Here is a 22,631-nt window from a genome sequence, read left to right as displayed (position 1 = left end):
TTTAAGCAATTCCGCCTTGATGGCCTGGAGTGGAGAAGACGGCGCTCACGCGCCGCCGAACCTCCAGACAGGGACGCCGAGCCGCTTCGCCTTGTCGGCGAGATTGTCCTGAATTCCCGTGCCCGGGAATTGCATGACGCCGATCGGCAAGAGTTCGAGCATGGCGTCGTTGCGCTTGAACGGTGCTGCCTTGGCGTGCTTCGTCCAGTCGGGCTTGAAGGCGATTTGAGGCACCTTCCGGTTAGTCGCCCATTTGGAGGCGATCAGTTCGGTCCCTTTGGGAGAGCCACCATGGAGCAGGACCATGTCGGGATGCTTGGCATGAACCTTGTCGAGACGATCCCAGATGAGGTGATAGTCGTTGAAGTCGAGTCCGCCTGTGAGTGCGATCTTCGGGCCCGGCGGCAACATGACCTCGGTTTCGGCGCGACGCCTGGCCGCGATGAAGTCGCGGGAGTCGATCATCGCTGCGGTCAATGCGCGGTGATTCACCAGTGATCCCGACCGAGGGCGCCAGAATGACCCAGTGTGTATCTCAAAGCGTTCGATGGCCTGATCGCGGAAGAGCTCCAGGCAGTTACGGCGCTCGATCAATGTGATGCCTTCCGCCGTCAGGCGTTCGAGTTCGACCGATCTGACTTCGGAGCCGTTCTGCTCGCGCTGGCTCTTTTGTTGCGCCTGTTCGTTTTCGTCGAGTTGACGTCCGATGCGGTCGACGGCCCGATGGAATAGGTTGACGGTCGACCAGAGCAGATCATTGAGGTCCGGCTCAAGCCGCGTGTCGCTCAACGTCGCGACCAAGGCATCGAAGATTTCGGAAGTGGCGCCGGCGATCATCTTGGCCTCGGGAAGCGGCCGTGGATCGGGCTGGTCGTCGAAGGGACGGTAGCCGAAGAGCTGTACTTCGGTGAGGACGTGGTCCGTTGGAGAAGAGGCGTGCGGCGGTTCTATGTCGTCGTGGTCGGTCATGGAAGAGGTCCTTTGCTGGATCGGCCGCGCTCATCGCGGCCTTCGTGGCGATCACTCAGACGGCGGGCGGACTGGGTCAGAACCCGGAGCAGAGCGGAGGGCCGAAGCGGCAGCGGAGGATGGCGGAGGCCGGCTATTTTGCTTCGCGATGCAAAGCGCGCCAGCCAGCACGCGCGCGGCGGAAAATAGCCGGATGTAGCCATTGCCGGCCTGGGCCGCTTGCCGTCCGATCGCCCTCTAGAAGGCCGAGGACGTGTGCGCTTCCGGAAACGCCTCTCGATGATCGACCTGTCGACTTCGATCGAGGCACCGGAGCTATCCAGCGGCTACCATCGACCAATGCAGAAAACGGGCGACGTCCTCTGGGACGAGTTGACGCCGTATCGCTTCTCGTACGGCATCGGAGCCGAAGATTTGCAAATCGTCGTTGAAGTCGCCGACCCGCGGCGATAGCGGGATCAATTCAATGCTGACGGCTTCCGCGCGCTGGGTGAGAATAGCCTGTGCCGCATCTCCTGCGGCATCGGCGTCGCGTGCGATATAGAGCCGACGCAGGCCAGTCGGCAGCAACATAGCTGCGAGGTGGTTGGCCGAAAGCGCAGCTGCCATCGGCAACGTCGGCAACACGTGCCGCAGCGACAGCATGGTCTCGATACCCTCACCAGCAACGAGCACATCGTCTACCGCACCAAAGCGAACGGCGTTGCCGAGCAGGTCGCCCATGGCACGTCGTGGCGTGTCAAGTGGAGCCTTGCCAAGCCGCTTCCGATCAAACCTATCTGGATCGAGCCAGGTGCGGTGCACACCGGTGAGCCGTCCATCGAGGTCCGTGACGCGGGCAATCATCGCTGGCCAGGTCTCGGTCGGCGAATGCTCGTTGGCTCGATAGTAGCATCGTGGGTGGAAGCGCAGGCTGCCACCATCGTGGATACGTGTTATCCCACGACGGCGCAAATATGTTTCGACCGCCGTCCCCCCAATCGGGTCGGACATCGCAAAGAGCCGGCGGGCGGCTTTCTGCGATCCTGCCAGCACCGTTGGACGAACGAGTTTCGGGGTAGATTGCCGCTCAGAACGAGGTAGCTTCAGAAAGCGCCTCGCCTCCTCGGCGACCTCGCGGAAACTCCGCAAAGCCAGACTTTCCCGGATGATGTCGAGCAGATCGCCATGCTCCGCTGTCGCAGCATCGATCCACTTGCCAGCTGGGCCTTTAGGTGATTCCTGGAGGCGCACGAACAGCGAGCGCCCCGGGGTGTTGTGGACGTCACCGACGACCCAGTACCGACCCGACCGCTTGCCATTGGAGAGATAGTGTCGGCAGACCGCCTCCGCCTCGCGCGCGAGGCGGCGTGCCAGTTCGCAAGGCTCGCGGGACATCACGCAGCCTCCCGCTCGCCGATGGGTGCAAGCGGATAACTGTCGAGCACTTTCGACAGGATCTCGATGCCGCTTGCGTCCGTGGGCACGAACATGCGCAGCTTCCAGGACATGATCTCGTCTTCAAGGACGCCGCCCTCGCGCACGACAAAAGGAAAGGCTTGCGCCTTCGCACTTCCTTTCGTGAGAAGTCCTAGCGCACGATAGCGAAGGCCGTCCGCCGACACCTCAAACATGCCGGTCCTCTTGCCTTCCGCGTCCACAATCGCCCACACATTGAGACTCTGCAGCAGCGCACGGTGTGTGATACTTTCGACAAATTGCTCGATCGAAATTCCGGCCTTGAGAGGCCGAACCTTCGATTGTCTGAGGACCAGTTTGTTGAAGGGGATGTCGCGCGAAGGCGACAGGGTGATCTTTTGGACAGCCTCCGTCATCTTGGTTCTCCACGACGGGCGGCCGGGAGCCACTCTCTCGGCCTCCAACCCATCGCGAAAACCGCCGCACCCCTTTCACTCTCGTCCCGCCTCCCGCTCCGCTCGCGGTCATCATGTCGACCGCGGGGCAAGACTCCAACAAGCTAGTTCATGAGCTTGCTGGCTTGTGAAGTAGTTCGCGCAATCGCGCGATTGTCTTCGAAGGCAGCCGTATAACCGCCACGGCATGATCGGCGTCTGCATCAGAGAATGCGAACTCTGCGACGCAGACCGCCAGCGTCCGATTCTTGATGGGATTGAAGTGCCTTGGGCTGCAGGCGTGGCTAGGCGCGCGCCAACGGCACGTCGCCTCAACCAAAAATGGCACCCGGAGAGCGTGAGCATAGCGACCCGAAGGGGCACGCGGGTCCGAGTGCAGCGACGAGACCGGTTCAATAGCGGCACCCGGGAACGGGGCAGTGATAGCGATCGCCGCAGGCGAGCCCCTTTCCCGAGTGCCCCCGGCGAGGAGCACCGTTAGTCTTTGCGCGAGGGATCGACGCCGCAGGCCGAGACGCAAAGCGGCTCGGTTCTACGAGAGCCCGGTGCGGCGGCAGCCGCACGCGCGCAAGCCAGAGAATCCGCCAGTCGGAGGACGAAATTTCCTAACGCGCACTCCTCTGCGTTCCACAGATCCTGATCTGGAGCATTTGAATAGAGTGGCCGAGCACGTGCTCGAACTTGCCCTGCGTCGACAAGTCGGTTTGATGCAGCGCGACACATCCAAATTCCGACACCGGAAAACGGTCCGATAGATTCAATGTAAGTTCACCGGCGAATCTGTCGGAAAGGCCATTGATGATGCATCTAAATCCGTTGACTCTCCTCCAGTGGCCCAAATCGACCTCTAGAACGTGAACGAGCGCCTTCGCGTAACTGGAGTCACGCCGGGCGCCCAGGAGATCCTGCCCTGGGAAGAGCTGGCCAGCCAGCAGCAGCATCTTGAATCGTTTCAAGACGACTATCTTCCGCCGGCAGCATATTCCTCCCATTTGCTCGCTATCCTGACCGATCTCCGCACCAAAGTTCAGTTCGTCTTTCCATTTGAACTTGAGACGTTTTTCGATACGGAAACTGCGTCGAAATACGAGGAACGAAATGCAAGCGAGAAGGGCGAGATACTCGGGTGCGCTGAACCGTTCCGATCGAGTGTTCTTGGCCCGCGCGGGTTAAGAAGCTCTCAACCGTCCATGTCCTCCCAGGTGACGACTGCAGCAGCTAAATACATAGAGTCCCCGCGATGGCCCCACGCCGTACCCTCCCTGCCCGGTATCCCCCAACCAGCAGCTGGCCTACGCTGATGCGTGCAGACATGACTGCAGCATACCTCGACTACCGCGATACACATGAACTCGCACGCGCTGTGCGTAGCGGCGAGGCCCCCCCGCCAATCCGCTACCGCGGACTTGGACGTCGTCAACAACCTATTTGGTCGAAAGCCGCTATTGATGCATTCTCGGCGACGGCCACCATAGTCCATTCGGACAACTCAGAAGATTTGGCCTCACTCGCATGAAATCATCTGAGGTTTACGTTCGTCTTCCCCGATACTTTCGACGAAAGTCACTGAAGCGTGGGTGGAGGTACTTCTTTGAACCACCCACTTGGGCCCGTATGGAAGGTTGTCCTATCAAAGCCGAACCGTTAGGGGCGGAATACGCGATTGCCGTCGCACGAACAGAGAAGGTGCTTTTGCCTGCTTTTGACAGCTGGCGCTCTCACGGATTGACAGATATGGTCCCATCTCTTCCTGCGCTTGGCAGCTTCGATTGGCTCGTCACCGTGTTTAAGAGCCACCAGAAGTGGAAGGAAATCGATCACAAGACGCAGCGGCTCTACCAGCAAGGGCTCGATCTGTTTTCAAACTACACTCTGAAGGACGGCACGCGCGCAGGTTCCAAACAGCTCTCTGACTTCACAAAAGGCTTCGTCGACGTCGTTTACGCGAAGCTGCTCGTGGTAGAATGTCAAGATCTTAGCGGCAACACCATCAGACGCGAGCGTCGCCGTTTCGCTAATGCAGCAATGGCCGCGTGCAGGCGCGCTTGGTTTGTTGGTCAGCGAGCCCGAGAGTCGGAAGTACCCGCAGTAAATCCGTTCTCTAGGATGGGACTGAGGACTCGCTCGCCGGGCCAACCCGTGCGCCAGATGCCTACAGCGACATGGGAGGAACTCGTCGCGTTCAGGAGCGAGGCGAAGCGGCAAGGATATCACTCACTCGCAACTGCTGCTTTGTTGGCCTGGGAGTGGTTGCAACGAGAAGAGCACGTCTTCGGCGCCTTCGACATTTCGCACTATCGCCCCAGCGAGCGTCCAAACAGCGTTAAGATTGTGCATCCTAAGAATGGTGAAGAAGCCTGGTGGCCCCTCTTCGATGAAACCGGCGAGCCGCTGTTTCCCGAACTGATGGCGGAGCTAGACATCATCAAGGACGCCTCAGTTCCTGGACTGGTCTTCCGGCGCGATCATGAACATCGTAGGTCTCGCGTCCAACTTCCTTGGATCACCGAACGCAGGGACCTGCGATATTTGCGTCGCGTCGTTAAAAAGATCATTCTAGCAGCCGGGCTTCGTAACGAACTCTCATTTACTTCATTCCGCCATGGCGGGTTTACTGAAGGTGCTGACAGCGATCTCTCGGATGCAGAGCTACGTGCCGCTGCCCGCCATCGATCAACTCGCCAACTGCCCACCTATGCCAAGAGAACGCGCAAGCAGCTCATCGCAGGCTCCAAGAAGCGGCGTGAGGAGCGGAAAAGAGCCGCCCTTATCGCACGAGTCTCTACAGGTCCACCCGATTGAGCCAAGCACCAGGAACGATGGACGGACCACGTGGCAACCTTCGCTCCGATAAACTCACTTTCCCGTCCATGAGGGCTTGCGTTTTTCGCTGAACGCCCGCAGCCCTTCCTTCGCGTCCTCGGTCATCGCAAGCAGCGCAATCTGGCTTTCGGTGTAGGCGATGCTCTCGTCGAACGACATCGAGGCGATCGCGCGCATGGCGTATTTCCCGCGACGGATCGCGGTCGGCGATTTGTCGACGATGCGGCCAATCAGCCAGTCGACCTTGGCATCGAGTTCGGCCTTGGGCACGACGTAATTGAGGAGGCCCGCGGCCTGCGCCGCCTTGGCGTCGAACGGCTCCCCCGTGAGCGCCCATTCGTTGACGAGCCGCGGCGGCGCGATCCTCTGCAGCAGGCTCAGGACCTGCATCGGAAACACGCCGACCTTCACCTCCGGCAGGCCGAAGATGACGTGATCGGCTGCAACCGCCATGTCGGTCATGCACAAAAGGCCCATGCCGCCGGCCATGCAGACGCCACTGAGGCGCGCAATCGCAGGCTTGGTGGCGTTCTGTGACAAACGTAACAGATCAGCATAATCGACATTTGGTTTGGAATGATCCATCGCGAAAGCCGCGCCGGAATTCTGCAGGTCGGCGCCCGCGCAGAACGCCTTGTCGCCCGCGCCCGTCAGCACGATAACGCGAACGTCCCTATCGTCATGCGCGTCGCGATAGCCTTTGGTGATGCCGGCGATGACGTCGCCGTTCAGGGCGTTGCGTTTCTCCGGCCGGTTGATGGTGATCCAGAACGCTTGCCCGCGCTTTTCGGTGACGACAGCTGTGGTGTTGGTCATGACACGCTCGCTTCCTTGGCTCCGGTTTGCTGTCATTTGCAGCAGCTCGGGCAGCGCGCGCAAGGGCAATCTGCAGCGAGGCGCCGCTTTAGCGCCTCGACACAATATGCGGGAGGATCAGCGTGCGATCACGCTTCAATCCGCGAGCGCCTTCCTGATCCAGACCTTGTTGTCGTGGAATGCCGCCCCGCCGATCGGCGCGATGGTGTCTGCGCCCGTCAGCATGTTGATGCCGCGGCCGCCGATATGACCCTTGTTCGGGTGAACGGATTCGGCGATGAGAACGCCGCGCCGCACGCCCTCGAACAGCGTTGCGAGCAGCGTGGTCTCGCCGCGGCCGTTGCCGAGTGTCACCGCATCGCCATCGGCAATGTCGAGCGCAGCCGCGTCGAGGGGATGGATCATCACGCTGGCTCGGCCCTCGCGCGCCTGCGAGGACGGCGTCTCGTTGAAGGTGGTGTTGAGGAAGCTGCGCGACGGGCTGGTCGCCAGCCGGAATGGATGGGTCTGATCGCTGTGCTCGATCACCGCCCAATGATCCGGCAGCGCCGGCATCTTGTCGAAATCGCCCATCGTCTGACCGAACGGCGGATGCGCCCAGTCCGCCCTAAAATGGAATTTCCCGTCGGCATGGGCGAAGCCGTCGAGATAATGCGAGGTGCGGAAATCCGGCTGCAGGTCGCGCCAGATATCAGCTTCAAGGCCGGCGATGTCGCCGTGATTGCTAAGCTTCAGCGTCGCATCGATCAATTCGCGGGGCGTCATCTCAAAACCCGGATGCTTGGCGCCGAGCCGCGGCGCCAGCGCCTGCAACACCTCGTGGTTGGAGCGGCATTCGCCGGGCGGGTCGATCAGCTTCGGCCCGACCGAGATGTGCTGATGGCCACCGCCGTAATAGAGATCGTCATGCTCCATGAACATGGTCGCCGGGAGCACGATGTCAGCCATCTCGGCGGTCTCGGTCATGAACTGCTCGTGCACCACGACGAACAGATCCTCGCGAGCAAAACCCTGCCGAACCAGCGCCTGCTCCGGCGCAACCGTCATCGGGTTGGTGTTCTGAATCAGCATCGCCTTGATCGGGCCCTTGCCCTGCAGGGCTTCGGCATCGCCGGTGAGGATGCGGCCGATCTGCGACTGGTCGAGGGCGCGCGTGGATTTGTCGATCGCGTCGTGGCCTTCGATGACGGATTCGTTGAAATGCCACAGCGCGTAATTGTTGAAGAAGGCGCCGCCGCCTTCATATTGCCAGGCGCCGGTCACTGCGGGAATGCAATTTGCCGCGTGCATCTGCGTGGCACCATTGCGGCTGCGCGTAAAGCCGTAGCCGAAGCGGAAGAAGGTGCGCTTGGTCTCGCCAACCGCTTTCGCGAAGGCCTCGATCTCCGACACCGGCACGCCACAAATGGCGGACGCCCATTCCGGTGTGCGCGTCTTCAGATGCGCCTCAAGCTCATTCGGGCAATCGGTGTATTTGTCCATATAGGCGCGGTCGGCATAGCCGTCGCGGAACAGGACATGCATCACGCCGCAGGCAAACGCGCCGTCGGTGCCGGGCCGCAGGATGATCTTGATGTCAGCCTGCTTCATGGTCTCGTTGTCGTAGATGTCGACCGCCGCGATCCTCGCGCCGCGCTCCTTGCGCGCGCGCGAGGCGTGCGTCATCACGTTGACCTGGGTGTTGACGGGATTTGTGCCCCAGATCACGACGAGGTCGGACAGCGCCATCTCGCGCGGATCGACGCCGGCGATCCTGCCGGTGCCGATCGCGAAGCCGATGCGGGCGACATTGGCGCAGATGGTCTGATAGAAGCGCGAATATTTCTTCACATGGGTGAGGCGGTTGAGGCCGTCGCGCATCACGACGCCCATCGTGCCGGCGTAGTAATAGGGCCAGATCGATTCCGCGCCGAACTCACGCTCGGCTTGATTGAAGCGATCGGCAATTTCGTCCAGCGCCTCGTCCCAGGAAATCCGCGCGAATTGCCCGGAGCCCTTCGGCCCAATGCGGCGCATCGGAAACGTCACCCGCTCGGGGTGATGGATGCGCTCGGCGTAACGGGCGACCTTGGCGCAGACGACGCCGGCCGTATAGGTCTGCTGCTTCGAACCGCGCACGCGGCCGATGCTGCGGCCTTCAATCACCTCGACATCGAGGGCGCAGGCCGAGGGGCAATCATGCGGACAGGTCGAATGGCGGATTTCGATCTTGGCGTGCTGGTTCATAGCCAATTTCGTAACACCAAAATACCTGTCAGCCGAGGGCATTTATCCGGCAATGCCCATGCGATTTGCTCAGATCACGTGCGCGGCCGGTTCCTGCCGCGACTGCGAAGAGCGGCGCAGCCACACCGATGCCGTCCCGATATTCCCGGCATGATCGGCCTTGTGAGCCGTCGACAGTCCACATCGCCTGCCGCTACAGTGCCGGCCAACAAGAACGACATCAGGGAGGTTGGCATGAAAGCCCGAAGATTCGTGCTGGTGGTCGCCGTCGGCCTGCTCGGCGCCTTCTCCGCAGCCCCCTCCTTGGCACAGGATTATCCCACCCGCGCAGTCCGGATCGTGGTGCCCTTTGGCGCCGGCGGCCCTGCGGACGTCGCGGCCCGGCTGATCGGCAACGTGCTCCAGGAGAGCTTTGGCCAGCCCTTCGTGATCGAGAACCGCACCGGCGCGGGCGGCGTCATTGGCACGGTCGAAGCGGCGAAGTCGCCACCCGACGGCTACACGCTGCTGATGATGTCCAACACCCAGACCGCGAATGAATCGCTGCTGACACCCGACAAGCGCAAATACGAGCTGATGCGCGACCTCGCGCCGATCGCGCCGGTGAACTATTCCGATCTCGTCATCGTGGTGAACCCGCAAGTCGCAGCGAAGACGCTGCAAGAGTTCATCGCGCGCGCCAAGGCGCAGCCGGGCAAATTGAACTACGCCTCCTCCGGACAGGGCACGCCCTATCACATGGCGGGCGAGCTGTTCAAAGCCATGGCCGGCGTCGAGATCGTCCACGTGCCCTATCGCAACAGCGGCGAGGCGCGCAGCGGCGTGATCGGTGGACAGGTGCAGATGATGATCGACGCGGTACCGGCAATGGCGCCGAACATCGGCGAGAACCAGGTGCGCGCGCTCGCCACCACCGGCAAGCAGCGCTCGGCCGTGCTGCCGAACGTGCCGACCGCGATCGAGGCCGGAGTGCCAGGCTATGAGGCGACGATCTGGCTAGGCCTGATGGCTCCCGCGGGTACGCCGAAGCCCGTCATCGACAAGCTCAATGCGGCCGTCAACGCAATGGTGAAGCGGCCCGACATCGTCAAGCTCTGGACAGAACAGGGCGCCGTGCCCATGTCGATGACGCCGGAACAGTTCGAAAAATTCCTGCGCGGCGACATCGAGAAATGGGCCGACGTCGTCAAGAAGTTCGACAAGTCGTGAGGCCTTAGCGCGAGAATGCCTGCCATTCAATTCCAGCTCAACGACGCAGCCACCGCTGTGGATGCCGATCCGGACCAGACGCTGCTCGACGTGCTGCGCAGCCGGCTCGGTGTCACCGGTACGCATTTTGGCTGCGGCGCCGGTGAGTGCGGCGCCTGTTACGTCATGGTCGACGGCCGCGCGATGTCTTCATGCGACATGCCGACGTGGTCGGTTGCGGGCAAGGACGTCGTCACGGTGGAGGGCCTTGGCACAGCGGAGAAGCCCCACCCGCTGCAACGCGCCTTTATCTCCGAACAGGCGATGCAATGCGGCTATTGCGTATCGGGAATCCTGATCAGCGCGGCGGCGCTGCTGAAGGGCAATCCGTCACCGACGGAGGCCGAGATCAGAGCCGCGCTGGATCGCAATCTGTGCCGCTGCGGATCGCACAACCGCATGGTCCGCGCGGTGCTGCGGGCAGCATCGGAGATGGCGACGTCATGAATGTGCCGTCCCCTGCCCCGAAGCTACCGGTTAGCCTCGTAGCCAATCCAAAGCTGTCGTCCTGGGTGCGGTTCACGGGCGAAGGCCGTGTGGCGATCTCGCCTGGCAAGGTCGAGATCGGCCAGGGCATCGTCACGGCGCTGGCGCAAATTGCAGCGGACGAGCTCGATGTCGATATCGTCAGGGTCGAGATGATCCGCGCCTCGACGGCGAGGAGCCCGAATGAAGGCGTCACCTCGGGCAGCCTGTCGATTCAGCAATCCGGCCGCGCGCTGCGCCAGGCCTGTGCCGAGGTGCGCCGGCGCTTTCTCACTGCTGCATCGGAGCGTCTCGGCGTCGATGCGGCGCTGCTCGGCATCGATGACGGCACGATCTCGGGTCCCGGCAATGTCAGGACCAGCTATTGGGAGCTGGCTGGCGAGGTTTCGCTTGATCACGACGCCACCGCGGGCGCGACAGCGAAGAGCGCTACGAAGCGCGCCCTCGCCGGACATTCGGTCCAGCGCGTCGACATTCCCGACAAGGTGTTCGCGCGGCCGCGCTTCATCCACGACTATGCGCTGCCGGGCCTTTTGCACGGACGCGTGCTGCGGCCGGACGTCTCGGGCGCAAAAATGATTGCACTCGACGAAACGGCTGCACGCGCTATCCCTGGCCTCGTCGCGATCGTCCGCGACGGCGGTTTTGCCGGCGTCGTTGCCGATGGCGAGGCCGCGGCGGAAGCCGCGGTGAAAGCCCTGGGCAAGAGCGCGACATGGTCGGCCGGCGATCCGCTGCCCGACGAAGACCATCTCGCGGGCTTTCTGAAGAGCCAGCCGGTCGAGACCACCGTCATCGACACCAGGACGGCAGCGACGAACAAGTCGATCCAAACCCTGCGCCGGCAATACACCCGCCCCTACATCGCACACGGCTCGATCGCGCCATCCTGCGCCATGGCGCAATGGGAGGGCGATCGCGTCCATGTCTGGACCCACAGCCAGGGTGTCTATCTGCTGCGTGCGGATCTCGCGATCGTGCTGAAGCTGCCGGCCGAGAATATCGTCGTCGAGCACATGGAGGGCGCGGGCTGTTACGGGCACAATGCGGCCGACGACGTCGCGCTCGATGCCGTGCTACTGGCAAAGGCGGCCGGTGGCCGTCCGGTGCGGGTGCAATGGTCGCGCCACGATGAGATGACCCACGCACCGTTCGGCGCGGCCATGGCCATCGAGATCGAGGCCGATCTCGATGCCGACAACGAGATCACCGGCTGGCGCCACGCGATCTGGAGCAATGGCCACGCGGCGCGGCCGGGGCGCGCGGCACAGCCGGCGCTGCTTGCCGCGACCGAGATCGCAAACCCCTACCCGCGCATGATCTCGTCCAACCCGCCGGCCGCGAATGGCGGCGGCGCTGATCGCAACGCCGTTCCACTCTATGACCTCCCGGCCTGGACGATCACGAGCCACCGGCTGCTGACGATGCCGGTGCGGACCTCAGCGCTGCGGACCCTCGGCGCGCAAGGCAACGTGTTCGCCATCGAGTCCCTGCTCGACGAGATCGCCGCCCTGCGCGGCGAGGACCCGATCGCATTCCGCTTGCGTCATCTGCGCGACGAGCGCGCCAAGGACGTCATCCGCGCCGCGGCGCGACGTGCCGCGTGGAAGCCGCAGAAGCGAACCGGCATCGGTCACGGCGTCGGATTTGCGCGCTACAAGAACATGGGAGCCTATTGCGCCGCGATTGCCGAGATCGAAGGCACCGACGACATCCGCGTGAAGCGGCTGACGCTTGCTGTCGATGTCGGCGAGGCCATCAATCCCGACGGTGTCATCAACCAGATCGAAGGCGGCGCGATCCAGGCGACGAGCTGGGTGCTGAAGGAGCGTGTCCGCTTCGATCGGACGCGCATCACGTCAGCGACCTGGACGGATTATCCGATCCTGAGGTTCAGCGAGGTGCCGGCGGTGGATGTCGAGATCATCCAGCGGCCGGAGATCGAGCCCGTCGGCGCCGGTGAGGCCGCGCACGGCCCGGTGACGGCAGCGATCGCCAATGCGGTCTCTGACTGCCTCGGCGTGCGCGTGCGCGACCTGCCGATCACGCGCGACAGGATCATTGCAGCTGCGGAGCTTGCATCGTGACGACAGTGAACATTTTGAGCGGCGGCGCGGCGCAGGGGCTGGTGCGCGGCCTTACCGATGCCTTCAAGGCGCAGACCGGCCTCAGTATCGACGGCGAGTTCGGCGCGGTCGGGTTCATGGCCGACAAGCTGCGCGCGGGCACGCAGGCGGATCTCGTGATCCTGACGCAAGCGCTTCTTGCCAAGCTTGCCGAGGAGAAGCTTGTCACCGCCTCCTCGATCGCCGATGTCGGCCGCGTCGAGACTGCACTGGCCGTCCGCAGCCGCGATCCCAGGGTGACGGTGAGGACCGAAGCCGATTTGCGCGAGGTCTTGCGCAGCGCCGATGCCATCTACGTTCCGGACACGAAGGCGTCCACGGCGGGACAACACGTCGCAAAAGTGCTGGATCAGCTCGGCATCGCCTATGAGGTTGCCTCACGCCTCAAGATCTTTCCGAACGGCACAACCGCGATGCGGGAGCTTGCGGCATCCACCGCGCAAAGACCGATCGGCTGCACGCAGGCGACCGAAATCATCGCGACCGACGGCATCGCGCTGTCAGGGTCGCTGCCGCCCGGCTGCGAACTCGTGACGATGTACACGGCCGGCGTGACCGCGCGGGCCGCACATCCAAGAGAGGCGGCCGCGTTGATCGCGCTGCTGACCAGCGCAGACCGGAAGGAGCTGCGCCAACGCGCAGGCTTCACCGGCTAAACGGGATGAGATGAGGCTCGATAGCTGCGATGGCGGAGGTAAGCTCCCTCTCCCGCTTGCTGGAGACGGTTGGGGAGAGGGTGCTTCCGCAATGGGACAATCCCCTCGAGGAGAGAACCCTCACCCGGCGCTTCGCCGTAGCCGAGGCTTTGCCTCGGCGTCTCTTGAAGCACGGCCACCGATGGTGGCCTATGCCTCTCCCGCAAGCGGGAGAGGTGAACGAGCCCGCGGCAACCGATCCACCTAAAGGCCATTCGGCTCCAGAAGCCGCCCCTATTTGTGCAGCTGGGTGAGGCCGGTCGGCGGGCCATCGACGGCAGTCCAGCCGCCATCGACGAACAGCGTGCTGCCGCTGACATAGCTCGCGGCGTCCGAAGCGAGATAGGCCACAGCGGTGGCGACCTCGTCGGCGCTGCTCCAGCGATTGAACACGGTGTGCCCGGCGTAGAGATTGTAGATATCGGGGCGCTGCTTGAACGGGCCGGTCAGCGCCGTTTCGGCGATGCTCGGCGCGATCGCATTGACGCGCACGCCGGCATGGCCCACCTCGGAGGCAAAGCCCTTCACCAAAAGGCCGATAGCCGCCTTGGTCGAGCCGTAAACGCCGAGGCCCGGCTCGATGGTGACCGCGCGCACCGAGGAGCAGGCGATGATGCTGCCGCCCTTCTGCTCGACCATGATGCGGCCAAAAGCCTGGAAGAACCAGACCGTGCCCTTGACGTTGAGGTTCAGGACGCGATCGAGATCCTCCTCGGTGTAGTCGAGGATGGTCTTGCGGATGTTGAGACCGGGCGTCGTCACGGCGATGTCGAGCCGCGGAAACTTCTGCATCACGGTTTTGGCCAGCGCGTTGACGTCCGCAGCGCTTGCGGCGTCGCAGCTAGCCGCTTCCGCCCAGCCACCCTTGTCGCGAATGCCGGAGGCGGTCGCTTCCGCGGCGTCGAGCGCGCGATCGGCGCAGACGATGCGGGCACCGAGCCCGGCCAGCGCCTCGGCCGACGACTTGCCGATGCCGGATGCGGCGCCGAGGACGACTGCGGTCTTGCCGGTGAGATCGAAGAGCTTGCGATAGTCCGTCACTGATGGCTTCTCCCTGGTGCTGCTAGCCCTTGTAGCCCATCAGCAGGCGCGGCAGCCACAGCGAGAATGCAGGGACGTAGGTCACGAACATCAGTGCTGCGATCAGCGCGGCATAGAACGGCAGGATGGTGCGCATCACGGCGCCGACCGAGATGCCGCCGATGGCGCAGCCCACGAATTGCGTCGTTCCGACCGGCGGCGTGTTCAGCCCTAGGGCGCAATTGATCAGCATCAGCATGCCGAACTGCACTGGATCCATGCCCGCCTTCATCGCGATCGGCAGGAAGATCGGGGTGCAGATCAGGATGGTCGCGGCCATGTCCATGAACGTGCCGAGCACGAACAGGATGACGTTGATGAGCAGGAAGATCATCCAGGGCTGCGTGGAGACCTTGCTCATCATCTCGCCGGCAAGATCGGCCACCTCGTAAAGCCCCATCAGGTACTGGAACATGGTGGAGACGCCGATCAGCAGCAGAACCACGCCCGTCGTCTTCACCGCCTTGGAGGCGGCGCGCAGGAAATTGCCCCAGGTCATGGTGCGGTAGATGAAGAAGGTCAGCAGGATCGTGTAGGTGACCGCGACGGCAGCGGATTCGGTTGCCGTGAAGACGCCGGACAGGATGCCGGCCAGGATGATGCCGACGATCAGAAGGCCGGGCAGCGCGGCCGCAAGCGAGCGGAAGACCTCGGCCCAGCCCGGAAACTTGCCCGCCGGATAGCCGCGCTTCACCGCGACCGCGTAAGCCGCGACCAGCATGCAGACCATCAGCACCAGCGCCGGTAAGAGGCCGGCGGCGATCAGCGCGCCGATCGAGACCTTGCCGCCGGCGGCCAGGGCATAGATGATCATGTTGTGGCTGGTCGGCATCAAGGCTCCGACCAGCGAGGCATGGGTGGTGACGTTGACGGCGTAGTCGGTGTCGAAACCCTCCTTCTTCATCATCGGGATCATCACCGCGCCCATCGCCGACACGTCGGCGACGGGCGAGCCGGAGACGCCGCCGAACAGGGTGCAGGCGACCACGTTCGACATGCCGAGCCCGCCGCGGATGTGCCCGACGAGATTCTTGGCGAGCTGTACGATCTTGTCGGCGACGCCGCCATGCAGCATCAACTCACCACTGAAGACGAAGAACGGGATGGCGAGGAACGAGAAGATGTTCATCCCCGACATCATCTGCTGGAAGATGACGGCGACCGGCAAGCCTTCATAAAGGATGGTGCAGATCGCCGAGAGGCCGATCGCGAACGCGACCGGGACGCCGAGGATCAGGAAGCCGAAGAAGGTGGCGCCGAGGATGATCAGTTCCATGAGGGGACGACCTCTTCGCCGCGCAAGAGAGCAATGATGTGCTCGATTGAAAAAGAGATGATCAGGATGCCGGAGGCGATCAGCGGCACGTAGCGGATCACCTCAGGCAGGCCGAGATTGGGGATCTTCACCGTTCCGACCGACGCCCCGAGGATCCAGCCATTGTAGGCCATCGCAATGCCGAACACGGCCACCAGGACGTGGATCACGAGCTCGATCTTCTCCCGCATGTGATCCGGAAGCATCACCAAGAGACTGTCCATGCCAATATGTCCGGCATCGCGCACGCCGACGGCGGCGCCGATCAAGGTGACATACAGGATCAGAACCAGCGCAAGGTTCTCCGTCCAGGTCGGGCTGGAATTGAGCACGTAACGTCCGAACACCTGGTAGAACACGATGACGACGATGACGAGCAGGCCGGCCACGGACAGATACATGCCCGCGCGCGCGACGGGAGCATTGATCCGCGACAGCAATCCGGTGGACGGGCGACCAGTGACCGCCTCGTGCTCGTGGCTTGCGACGTGTGGGTCTGTCATCCCGCGCCTCCCTCGCGAGGGTCCGGTGCCGCAACTGAGGCGACTCCGGACCCGATACCGCTGTGTTTACTTCGTGTCCTGGATGCGCTTGACGAGGCTCTGGAGCTTCTCGTCACCGGCGAACTTCGTGTACACCGGCTTCATCGCGTCGACGAACTCCGCCTTGTTGGCGATGGTCACGACCTGAACGCCGGCGGCCTCGACGGTCTTGCGGGCGGCCTGCTCGCGCTCATCCCAGAGCTTGCGCATGACGGGCACCGATTCCTTGGCCGCCTTGCGGATCATGGCCTGATCATCCTTGCTCAGCGTGTCCCAGACTTTCTTCGACATCACGAGAACTTCCGGCGCCAGCGAGTGCTCGGTGACGTTGTAGAACTTGGCGGCCTCGAAATGGCGCGAGGATTCGTAGGACGGCCAGTTGTTCTCGGCAGCGTCCACGAGGCCGGTCTTGAGCGCGGTATAGACCTCGCCATAGGGCATCGGCGTCGGGTTGGCCCCGAGGCTCTGGATCATGCCGACCCACAGGTCGGATTGCTGGACGCGAATCTTGAGGCCCTTGAGGTCGGCGAGCGACTTGACCGGTGCCTTGACGGTGTAGATGGACCGGGCGCCGCTGTCGTAATAGGCAAGGCCGACCAATCCCGCGGGCTCCATCGCCGCGAGGATCTCATCGCCGATGGGACCGTCGAGGACGGTGCGCATGTGCTGCGTATCGCGGAAGACGAAAGGCAGGCACAACGCGATGGTTTCCGGCACGAAGTTGTTCAGCGGCGATGCGTTGATCCGCATCATGTCGAGCGCGCCGATCTTGAGCTGCTCGATGGTGTCCTTCTCGGATCCCAGGGCTCCGTTGGGAAACACCTTCACGCCGAGCTTGCCGCCGCTCGCCGCCGCGAGCTGCTTGCCCATGAACTTGACGGCCTCGACGGTCGGATAATCGGCGGGGTGGACGTCGGCGGAGCGGAAATCGCGCGCTGTCGCCAGGGGCGCTGAGACCGCCAGTGCAACGGCTGTGATGATACCGGTGAGTGTCTTCATCTGGGCTTTCCTCCTGGTCGACTGGGTTGATTATGTCGTTGTCGGGCCGGCTGCAGGCCGCCTTGGGTCGCCCCACTTCCGGTGTGAAGTCAAGCGCCAATGTCGTCCCTAGGGCTGGCGGCATTCTGAGTCCAAGCCAAATCCAGCATTGATCGATGCAAGAGTTGCATCGATCAATTTCTGGCGCAATTCGCATTAGGGTGGGGTACGGCGGGCTGGCTCGACGTCGCCGGCACGTTACTTGACGCCACCGGCGGAGCCCCCTCAACATGTTCGAAACAGCGGACCATCTCGAGGGAATGCCCATGCCGCGGAAGCTGATCGATATCTCAGTGCCGCTCCGAAACGACGTAACGTCCGATCCGCCCGGCAACCATCCGACGATCCAATATATCGATCACCGGCAGGGCCTGCCGCGCATGCTGCAGTTCTTCGACGGCCTCAAGGCGCAGGATTTGCCGGACGGCCAGGGCTGGGCCGTCGAGCAGGCCTCGCTGTCGACCCACAACGGGACGCATCTCGACGCGCCCTGGCACTTCCATCCGACCATGAACCGCGGCGAACGGTCATGGACGATCGACGAGGTGCCGCTGGAATGGTGCTTTCAACCCGGCGTGAAGCTCGACTTCCGGCATCTGCCCGACGGCTACGTGGCGAGCGCCGACGATGTCGAGAAGGAGCTGAAACGGATCGGACACACGCTGTCGCCGCTGGAGATCGTCGTCGTCAACACCGGCGCCGGCGCGAAATTCGGCCAAGCCGACTACGTCAATTCCGGCTGCGGCATGGGCTATGAAGCCACCATGTACCTGCTCGAACGCGGCGTCCGCCTGACCGGTACCGATGGCTGGAGCTGGGACGCGCCGTTCGTCTACACCGCGAAGAGATACGCCGAAACAAGGGATGCCGGCCTGATCTGGGAAGGCCACAAGGCGGGACGGCACATCGGCTATTGCCATCTCGAGAAGCTGCACAATCTCGATCAACTGCCCGCGACCGGGTTCACGGTCTCATGCTTTCCGGTCAAGATCGAACGCGCCTCCGCGGGCTGGACCCGCGCGGTCGCCATCATCGATGGCTAGATGCTCAACAATGTAGAGCCCGCTCTCAATCACCGGAGAGGCCGCTCTCGGCGAGTTCGCGCAGTGCATCGGTATCCAGCACGACGATGGCGCCGTGCTCGAGACGAACCCAGTTGCGGCCGGCCCAGGCGCGCAATTGCTTGTTGATGCTCTCGCGCGTCATCCCCACCATCTCGCTGATCTCCTGCTGGGTGATGGCGAGCGTGCCGCTGCCGGAGTCGAGCTTGCGCTCCTCGGTGAGACCGAGCAGCGCGCTGGCGAGCCGGCCCGGCAGGTTCTGGAGGATCACCTGCTCGACCTGCTGGCTGGTCCAGCGCAGGCGCGCGCAGAGCAGCTCGATGAATTTCATCGCCAGCGCCGGCTGGCTCTTCACGAATGGCAGGAAGTCCCGGCGATCGATGATGTAGAGCTCGCAATTGGTGTTCGCGGTGGCATCGGCCGACCTGGGGGCGCCGTCGAGCACCGCGATCTCGCCAAAAATTTCTCCGGGACCGATCAGATTGAGAATGGCATTCCGCCCATCCGGCGACGAAGAGGAGATCTTCACCGTCCCCGTGACCACCGCGAATAGATTGTTACCGGGATCGCCCTTGGCGGCGATCGTCGCGCCACGCTTCACGGTGGTGTGCTTGGCATAGCGGCAGAGTTGATCGAGCGCCTCCGGCTCCAGATCCGCGAAGATCGGGTGCTTGCGCAGCACCGATAGTTTGTTGCCCGCTGACTGTCGGGGGTCGCCGGTCTTGTCCTGAGGCACGCCGCTGGGCTCCTAAGACTGCGAGGCATTGGGGTTCCTGCCTAGTCAACGTTATCAGGCTTTTCAACCGGAAAGCACGGGCGCCGTTTTAGGCAGATGCCGCGAAAACGCCGTGGTTAGGCGGAAGGCAACATCCGAAGGGTGTGCCGATGCATTTGGACCGATGCAGAGTTGCAGATTGCGCAAGTCATGATTGCGTTGAGGCGCTGCCGCACGGCCAGAGCTCTGGACGAGCGTCGGCGGTCGGCGCGTCAGATCGGACGACGATCTCAGGAGCTTCAGCGCTTGGAATCCGGGTCGAGCCGGCCTGCGCTGGTCTGCCGGTCCGCCCAAGCCAAGGCTGCGGCGAAAGCGACGAAGATCGCGACGACGACGACAGTCACAAGCAACGCGTCAGCGGGCATCATGCTTCTCCCGGATTGTCTGAGGCATTATTTTGCGGCGGATGGCCGGCGTCATTGATCGGGATCAAAAATCCGCGATCGTTGCGGACAGAATGTCAGGCCGCGGCCAGGGCCTCGACGCGCGCGGGGTCGCGCAGGCTGATACCGCCATGAAGGATCTCGATTGCGCCGTGACGCACGAGCTTGGTGAAGGTGCGGCTGACGGTTTCGATGGTCAGGCCGAGATAGTCGGCGATGTCCTGACGGCTCATCGGAAGCGGAACGGTGTCCAGCGATCCCCCGAGCGCCAACAGACGCTGGCGCCAGCCGAGCAGAAACGTTGCGACCTTCTCGTCCGCCGAGCGGCGGCCGAGCAGGACCATGTGGTCGCGCGCATGGCTCAGCTCGCGAATGGCCAGCTCGTTGATCCGCCTGAGCAGCTGCGGCCGGCTCTCGATGAAACGGCCGAAAGTTGCTTTGGCGAACTGGCACACGGTCACCGCGCCGATCGCATCGGCCGAAAAATTGTGGCGGCCGGAAATATTCATTCCCAGGAAATCGCCCGGCAGGGCAAAGCCCACGATCTGCCGCCGACCGTCGGGCAGCAGCTTGTACAGCCGCATGACGCCTTCGATAACATTGTAGAACGAGGTCGTGATGTCCTCTTCGGAAAACACGGTCTCGCCTGAGGCAAAATGGACACGGCGGCCCAGATGCTCGAATTCCCTGAGCTCGGCTGCATCCAGCGACGAGCAAACCGCCGATGCGCGTACGGCACAATCGCTGCAGAAATGCCCGTTCGGCTCAATCGTGACCACGGAAGGCTTCATCCACCGCTCCAAGCGTCGGCCCCGCTCTGCCCCAGGCCGAGTTGCCACGCACCTGCATTTTACTGCGCTGTGACAAACCCGATTGACTCAGATCAATTTTGGCCGGGGTCCCCGCTCTATTCTGTCCTTCCAGAGTTCGACGGGGATCACTTTCCATGCTGCAAAGCGCGCTGCGTCACGGCCTGATTGGGCTGCTCCTGATCACGCCTGCGCTAGCCGCAACGACTGCCGAGCAGCGCGGCAAGGCCTTTGCACGAGCAAATTGCGCTCGCTGCCATGCGATCGACCGTGTCTCCGAGAGTCCGCTCAAGAGCGCGCCAGCGCTGCGCACCCTGCATCGGCGTTATCCGATCGAGACCCTTGGAGAGGCACTGGCCGAAGGTATCTACACCGGCCATGCCGACATGCCCGCCTTCGAGCTCAATCCGGACCAGATCCACGACCTCCTGTCCTACCTGAAGACTCTGGAATAGCAGGCATCATACCGCCTGCACGGTCCAGCCGATCAGCTCCTTTGCGATCCGGGCAAAGGCGGCATCGAACGCTGCCACTGAAGCGGCCGGCTCGACCTTGTCGAGCTTCTCGCTGGTCTCAACGAGGCGCGAGGCAATCACCTTGCCGTTCTTGTCGACGATCCGCGCCGACAGTCCGATCTCGACTTTCGCCTCCCCGTCCGTGGCGATCCGAAAGCGTCTGATGTCGATCAGGAGCTGGTAGTCCGCCTGACCGAGATCGGTCGTGCGTAGCGGGGCGTGGGCAATGTCGTAATTCTCGAAACTGTCGATCAGGCGTGCCTGCACCAGTTTTGGAATGCTGTCGGCCCAGAGGAAATCGGCAAAGCCCGGATTGTCGCCGACCGGCGAGAACAGCATGCGCTGGGTCTGGAGCATCGCGACTGCGGTCGGCTCGGGAATGGCCAGTGACGCAGACAGCGTCTTTCCGGCCGGCCCCAGATTCTTCGGCGTGCGCAGGTCATAGGTGACCTTCTGCGCGGGCGCTCCGCCACCAGTCATCTTCTCGAGGCCTGCCAGAATGCCGTCGATCTTGCCGGTGTTGCGCGCGAGCCCGTCGGAGAACGTCTTCAAATTGGCGATGGTGTCCTTCAGCGGGCCGGAATTGTCCTCCAGCACCGTGTCGACCTTCCGCAGCGCATCGCGCGCCGCCTGCGTCATGCTCTGGCCTGCCCCGGCCTCGGCGATCAAGGTCAGCGGCTCGCCGGACTTGGCGTCGGACTTGGCATCGGACTTAGCGCCCGACTTGGCGCCCGACTTGGCGACGATCATGCCGCCCTCCAGCGTCACCACCGGCACGCCGGTCAAGCCCTGGAAATCGAGTCCGACCTTGGTGTCGGCACGCACTGGCGTTGCCGCGGCCACCGAGATCGTCGCATTGACGAAGCGCGGGTTATCCGGCGCGAGCCCGAGCTCGGTCACCTCACCGACGCGGATGCCGTTGAACAGCACGCCGGCGCCGACCAGCAGGCCAGGCACCGGTCCCTGGAACTGTACGTGGTAGTTCGTGCGCGGCCCGATGCCGCCGGTGTTGTTCAGCCAATAGACAAAGCCGAACACCGCAACGATCGCAGCCAACACGAAGGTGCCGATCAGCACGTAAGGAGCGCGGGTTTCCATGTGTCATCTCATTTCGTGTTGCAGCATCTGCGAGCGCTTGCCGTGGAAATAGGCCCGCACCCAGGGATGCTCGGATTGCAGCAGTTCGCGCATCGGGCCGATCGCGACGATCCTTCCCTCGGCCAGGGCGGCCACGCGGTCGCAGACCGTCGTCAGGCTCGCAAGGTCGTGGGTGACCATGAACACGGTGAGGCCCAGAGTCTTTTGCAGCGTCTTGATCAGCGCGTCGAAATCGCCGGCGGCGATCGGGTCGAGGCCGGAGGTCGGCTCGTCCAGGAACAGGATCGGCGGATCGAGCGCGAGCGCGCGCGCCAGCGCCACGCGCTTGGTCATGCCGCCCGACAGCTCCGCGGGAAATTTGTCCGCATCCTGCGCCCGCAGCCCGACCATCTCGAGCTTGGCAATCGCGATCTCGTCCATCAGCTCCTGCGACAGGACGAGATTTTCCCGCAGTGGAAACTGGACGTTCTGTCTCACCGTCAGCGATGAGAACAGCGCGCCCTGCTGAAAAAGGATGCCCCAAGTCGTGGCCGTACCTTGAGCGCCGCCGCCGACTGGCTGTCCCATGACTTCGATGCTGCCGCTTCGGCGCGGGATGAGGCCGATGATAGTGCGCATCAGCACCGACTTGCCGCCGCCGGACGCCCCGACCAGCCCGAGTATCTCACCGCGGCGGACGTCGAGCGACAGATGGTCGAGCACGGTCTGGCGGCCGAAGCCGACCACGAGGTCGCGGACGCGGATCGCGAACTCCTGCTGTGAGTCCTCCATCG

At 63.2% G+C, this 22,631-nt stretch carries 21 protein-coding genes and 1 pseudogene; 7 read left to right on the top strand and 15 right to left on the bottom strand.

The features are described from left to right. Positions 1-45 precede the first annotated feature (45 nt). The 4 genes and pseudogenes from XH85_RS16265 to XH85_RS16250 all read right to left on the bottom strand — a co-directional run bounded on the left by XH85_RS16265 (position 46) and on the right by XH85_RS16250 (position 3,778). The gene (locus tag XH85_RS16265; RefSeq protein ID WP_128932600.1) at positions 46-969 is read right to left on the bottom strand and encodes a DUF2493 domain-containing protein; all 924 of its coding nucleotides are present in this window, start codon (positions 967-969) and stop codon (positions 46-48) included. Between the two features lie 315 nt (positions 970-1,284). Continuing rightward, on the bottom strand, positions 1,285-2,346 hold the full coding sequence (locus tag XH85_RS16260; RefSeq protein WP_128937296.1) for a DUF7146 domain-containing protein: 1,062 nt from the start codon (positions 2,344-2,346) through the stop codon (positions 1,285-1,287). Positions 2,347-2,462: 116 nt separating this feature from the next. Beyond that, a pseudogene (locus XH85_RS16255) lies at positions 2,463-2,783 on the bottom strand (ParB N-terminal domain-containing protein); the annotation flags it as partial. Positions 2,784-3,427: 644 nt separating this feature from the next. After that, positions 3,428-3,778, bottom strand: coding sequence for a hypothetical protein (locus tag XH85_RS16250; protein WP_128932599.1), 351 nt, complete (start codon positions 3,776-3,778; stop codon positions 3,428-3,430). A 658-nt stretch (positions 3,779-4,436) separates the two neighbouring features. Between XH85_RS16250 and XH85_RS16245 the strand changes: the two genes are divergently transcribed. Then, on the top strand, positions 4,437-5,624 hold the full coding sequence (locus XH85_RS16245) for a site-specific integrase (RefSeq protein WP_128932598.1): 1,188 nt from the start codon (positions 4,437-4,439) through the stop codon (positions 5,622-5,624). Positions 5,625-5,678: 54 nt separating this feature from the next. Here XH85_RS16245 and XH85_RS16240 read toward each other — a convergent pair whose 3' ends face one another. Together XH85_RS16240 and XH85_RS16235 are read right to left on the bottom strand one after the other, a co-directional pair. Continuing rightward, entirely contained in the window at positions 5,679-6,461 is a 783-nt protein-coding gene (locus XH85_RS16240; protein WP_128932597.1) for an enoyl-CoA hydratase/isomerase family protein, read from the bottom strand. A 135-nt stretch (positions 6,462-6,596) separates the two neighbouring features. Next, a complete protein-coding gene (locus XH85_RS16235) occupies positions 6,597-8,687 on the bottom strand; it encodes a molybdopterin oxidoreductase family protein (protein WP_128932596.1) in 2,091 nt (696 codons plus the stop codon). A 234-nt stretch (positions 8,688-8,921) separates the two neighbouring features. On the opposite strand from XH85_RS16235, the gene XH85_RS16230 reads away from it, so the two are divergent. The 4 genes from XH85_RS16230 to XH85_RS16215 are packed head-to-tail and all read left to right on the top strand — an operon-like array spanning position 8,922 to position 13,203. Then, a complete protein-coding gene (locus XH85_RS16230; protein ID WP_128932595.1) occupies positions 8,922-9,896 on the top strand; it encodes a Bug family tripartite tricarboxylate transporter substrate binding protein in 975 nt (324 codons plus the stop codon). Between the two features lie 15 nt (positions 9,897-9,911). Further along, the gene (locus XH85_RS16225; protein ID WP_128932594.1) at positions 9,912-10,382 is read left to right on the top strand and encodes a (2Fe-2S)-binding protein; all 471 of its coding nucleotides are present in this window, start codon (positions 9,912-9,914) and stop codon (positions 10,380-10,382) included. Beyond that, positions 10,379-12,508 (top strand): xanthine dehydrogenase family protein molybdopterin-binding subunit, encoded by a 2,130-nt coding sequence (locus tag XH85_RS16220; protein WP_164940416.1) that lies wholly within the window; start codon positions 10,379-10,381, stop codon positions 12,506-12,508. Before XH85_RS16225 ends, XH85_RS16220 begins: the two co-directional genes overlap by 4 nt. Beyond that, complete coding sequence (locus XH85_RS16215) at positions 12,505-13,203, top strand: molybdate ABC transporter substrate-binding protein (RefSeq protein ID WP_128932593.1); 699 nt, start codon at positions 12,505-12,507, stop codon at positions 13,201-13,203. Before XH85_RS16220 ends, XH85_RS16215 begins: the two co-directional genes overlap by 4 nt. Positions 13,204-13,476: 273 nt before the next feature. On the opposite strand, the gene XH85_RS16205 is transcribed toward XH85_RS16215, so the two are convergent. From XH85_RS16205 to XH85_RS16190, 4 genes are all read right to left on the bottom strand, one after another. Then, on the bottom strand, positions 13,477-14,283 hold the full coding sequence (locus tag XH85_RS16205) for an SDR family NAD(P)-dependent oxidoreductase (RefSeq protein ID WP_128932591.1): 807 nt from the start codon (positions 14,281-14,283) through the stop codon (positions 13,477-13,479). Positions 14,284-14,305: 22 nt separating this feature from the next. Further along, positions 14,306-15,598: a TRAP transporter large permease gene (locus XH85_RS16200; RefSeq protein WP_128932590.1), complete on the bottom strand. Its 1,293-nt coding sequence runs from the start codon at positions 15,596-15,598 to the stop codon at positions 14,306-14,308. Then, a complete protein-coding gene (locus XH85_RS16195; RefSeq protein WP_128932589.1) occupies positions 15,589-16,140 on the bottom strand; it encodes a TRAP transporter small permease in 552 nt (183 codons plus the stop codon). The genes XH85_RS16200 and XH85_RS16195 overlap by 10 nt, the downstream gene beginning before the upstream one ends. A 66-nt stretch (positions 16,141-16,206) precedes the next feature. Then, positions 16,207-17,178 carry a TRAP transporter substrate-binding protein gene (locus XH85_RS16190; protein ID WP_091890026.1) on the bottom strand — a complete coding sequence of 324 codons (972 nt, stop codon included), beginning with the start codon at positions 17,176-17,178 and terminating at the stop codon, positions 16,207-16,209. Positions 17,179-17,483: 305 nt separating this feature from the next. Between XH85_RS16190 and XH85_RS16185 the strand changes: the two genes are divergently transcribed. Then, the gene (locus XH85_RS16185) at positions 17,484-18,260 is read left to right on the top strand and encodes a cyclase family protein (RefSeq protein ID WP_128937294.1); all 777 of its coding nucleotides are present in this window, start codon (positions 17,484-17,486) and stop codon (positions 18,258-18,260) included. Positions 18,261-18,285: 25 nt separating this feature from the next. On the opposite strand, the gene XH85_RS16180 is transcribed toward XH85_RS16185, so the two are convergent. The 3 genes from XH85_RS16180 to XH85_RS16175 form a co-directional block, all read right to left on the bottom strand. Then, on the bottom strand, positions 18,286-19,014 hold the full coding sequence (locus tag XH85_RS16180) for a Crp/Fnr family transcriptional regulator (RefSeq protein WP_128932588.1): 729 nt from the start codon (positions 19,012-19,014) through the stop codon (positions 18,286-18,288). Positions 19,015-19,292: 278 nt separating this feature from the next. Further along, complete coding sequence (locus XH85_RS47355; RefSeq protein WP_256477624.1) at positions 19,293-19,421, bottom strand: hypothetical protein; 129 nt, start codon at positions 19,419-19,421, stop codon at positions 19,293-19,295. Between the two features lie 92 nt (positions 19,422-19,513). Next, on the bottom strand, positions 19,514-20,227 hold the full coding sequence (locus tag XH85_RS16175; protein ID WP_128932587.1) for a helix-turn-helix domain-containing protein: 714 nt from the start codon (positions 20,225-20,227) through the stop codon (positions 19,514-19,516). 155 nt (positions 20,228-20,382) lie between these two features. Between XH85_RS16175 and XH85_RS16170 the strand changes: the two genes are divergently transcribed. Beyond that, a complete protein-coding gene (locus XH85_RS16170; protein WP_128932586.1) occupies positions 20,383-20,700 on the top strand; it encodes a c-type cytochrome in 318 nt (105 codons plus the stop codon). Positions 20,701-20,706: 6 nt separating this feature from the next. Here XH85_RS16170 and XH85_RS16165 read toward each other — a convergent pair whose 3' ends face one another. Further along, a complete protein-coding gene (locus XH85_RS16165; RefSeq protein ID WP_128932585.1) occupies positions 20,707-21,858 on the bottom strand; it encodes an ABC-type transport auxiliary lipoprotein family protein in 1,152 nt (383 codons plus the stop codon). 3 nt (positions 21,859-21,861) lie between these two features. Continuing rightward, positions 21,862-22,629 (bottom strand): ABC transporter ATP-binding protein, encoded by a 768-nt coding sequence (locus XH85_RS16160; protein ID WP_164939395.1) that lies wholly within the window; start codon positions 22,627-22,629, stop codon positions 21,862-21,864. Between the last annotated feature and the right edge of the window lie 2 nt (positions 22,630-22,631).

Origin of the sequence: Bradyrhizobium zhanjiangense (assembly GCF_004114935.1) — a bacterium.
Classification (GTDB): Bacteria; Pseudomonadota; Alphaproteobacteria; order Rhizobiales; family Xanthobacteraceae; genus Bradyrhizobium; species Bradyrhizobium zhanjiangense.
This window is presented reverse-complemented; position numbering and strand designations above follow the sequence as displayed.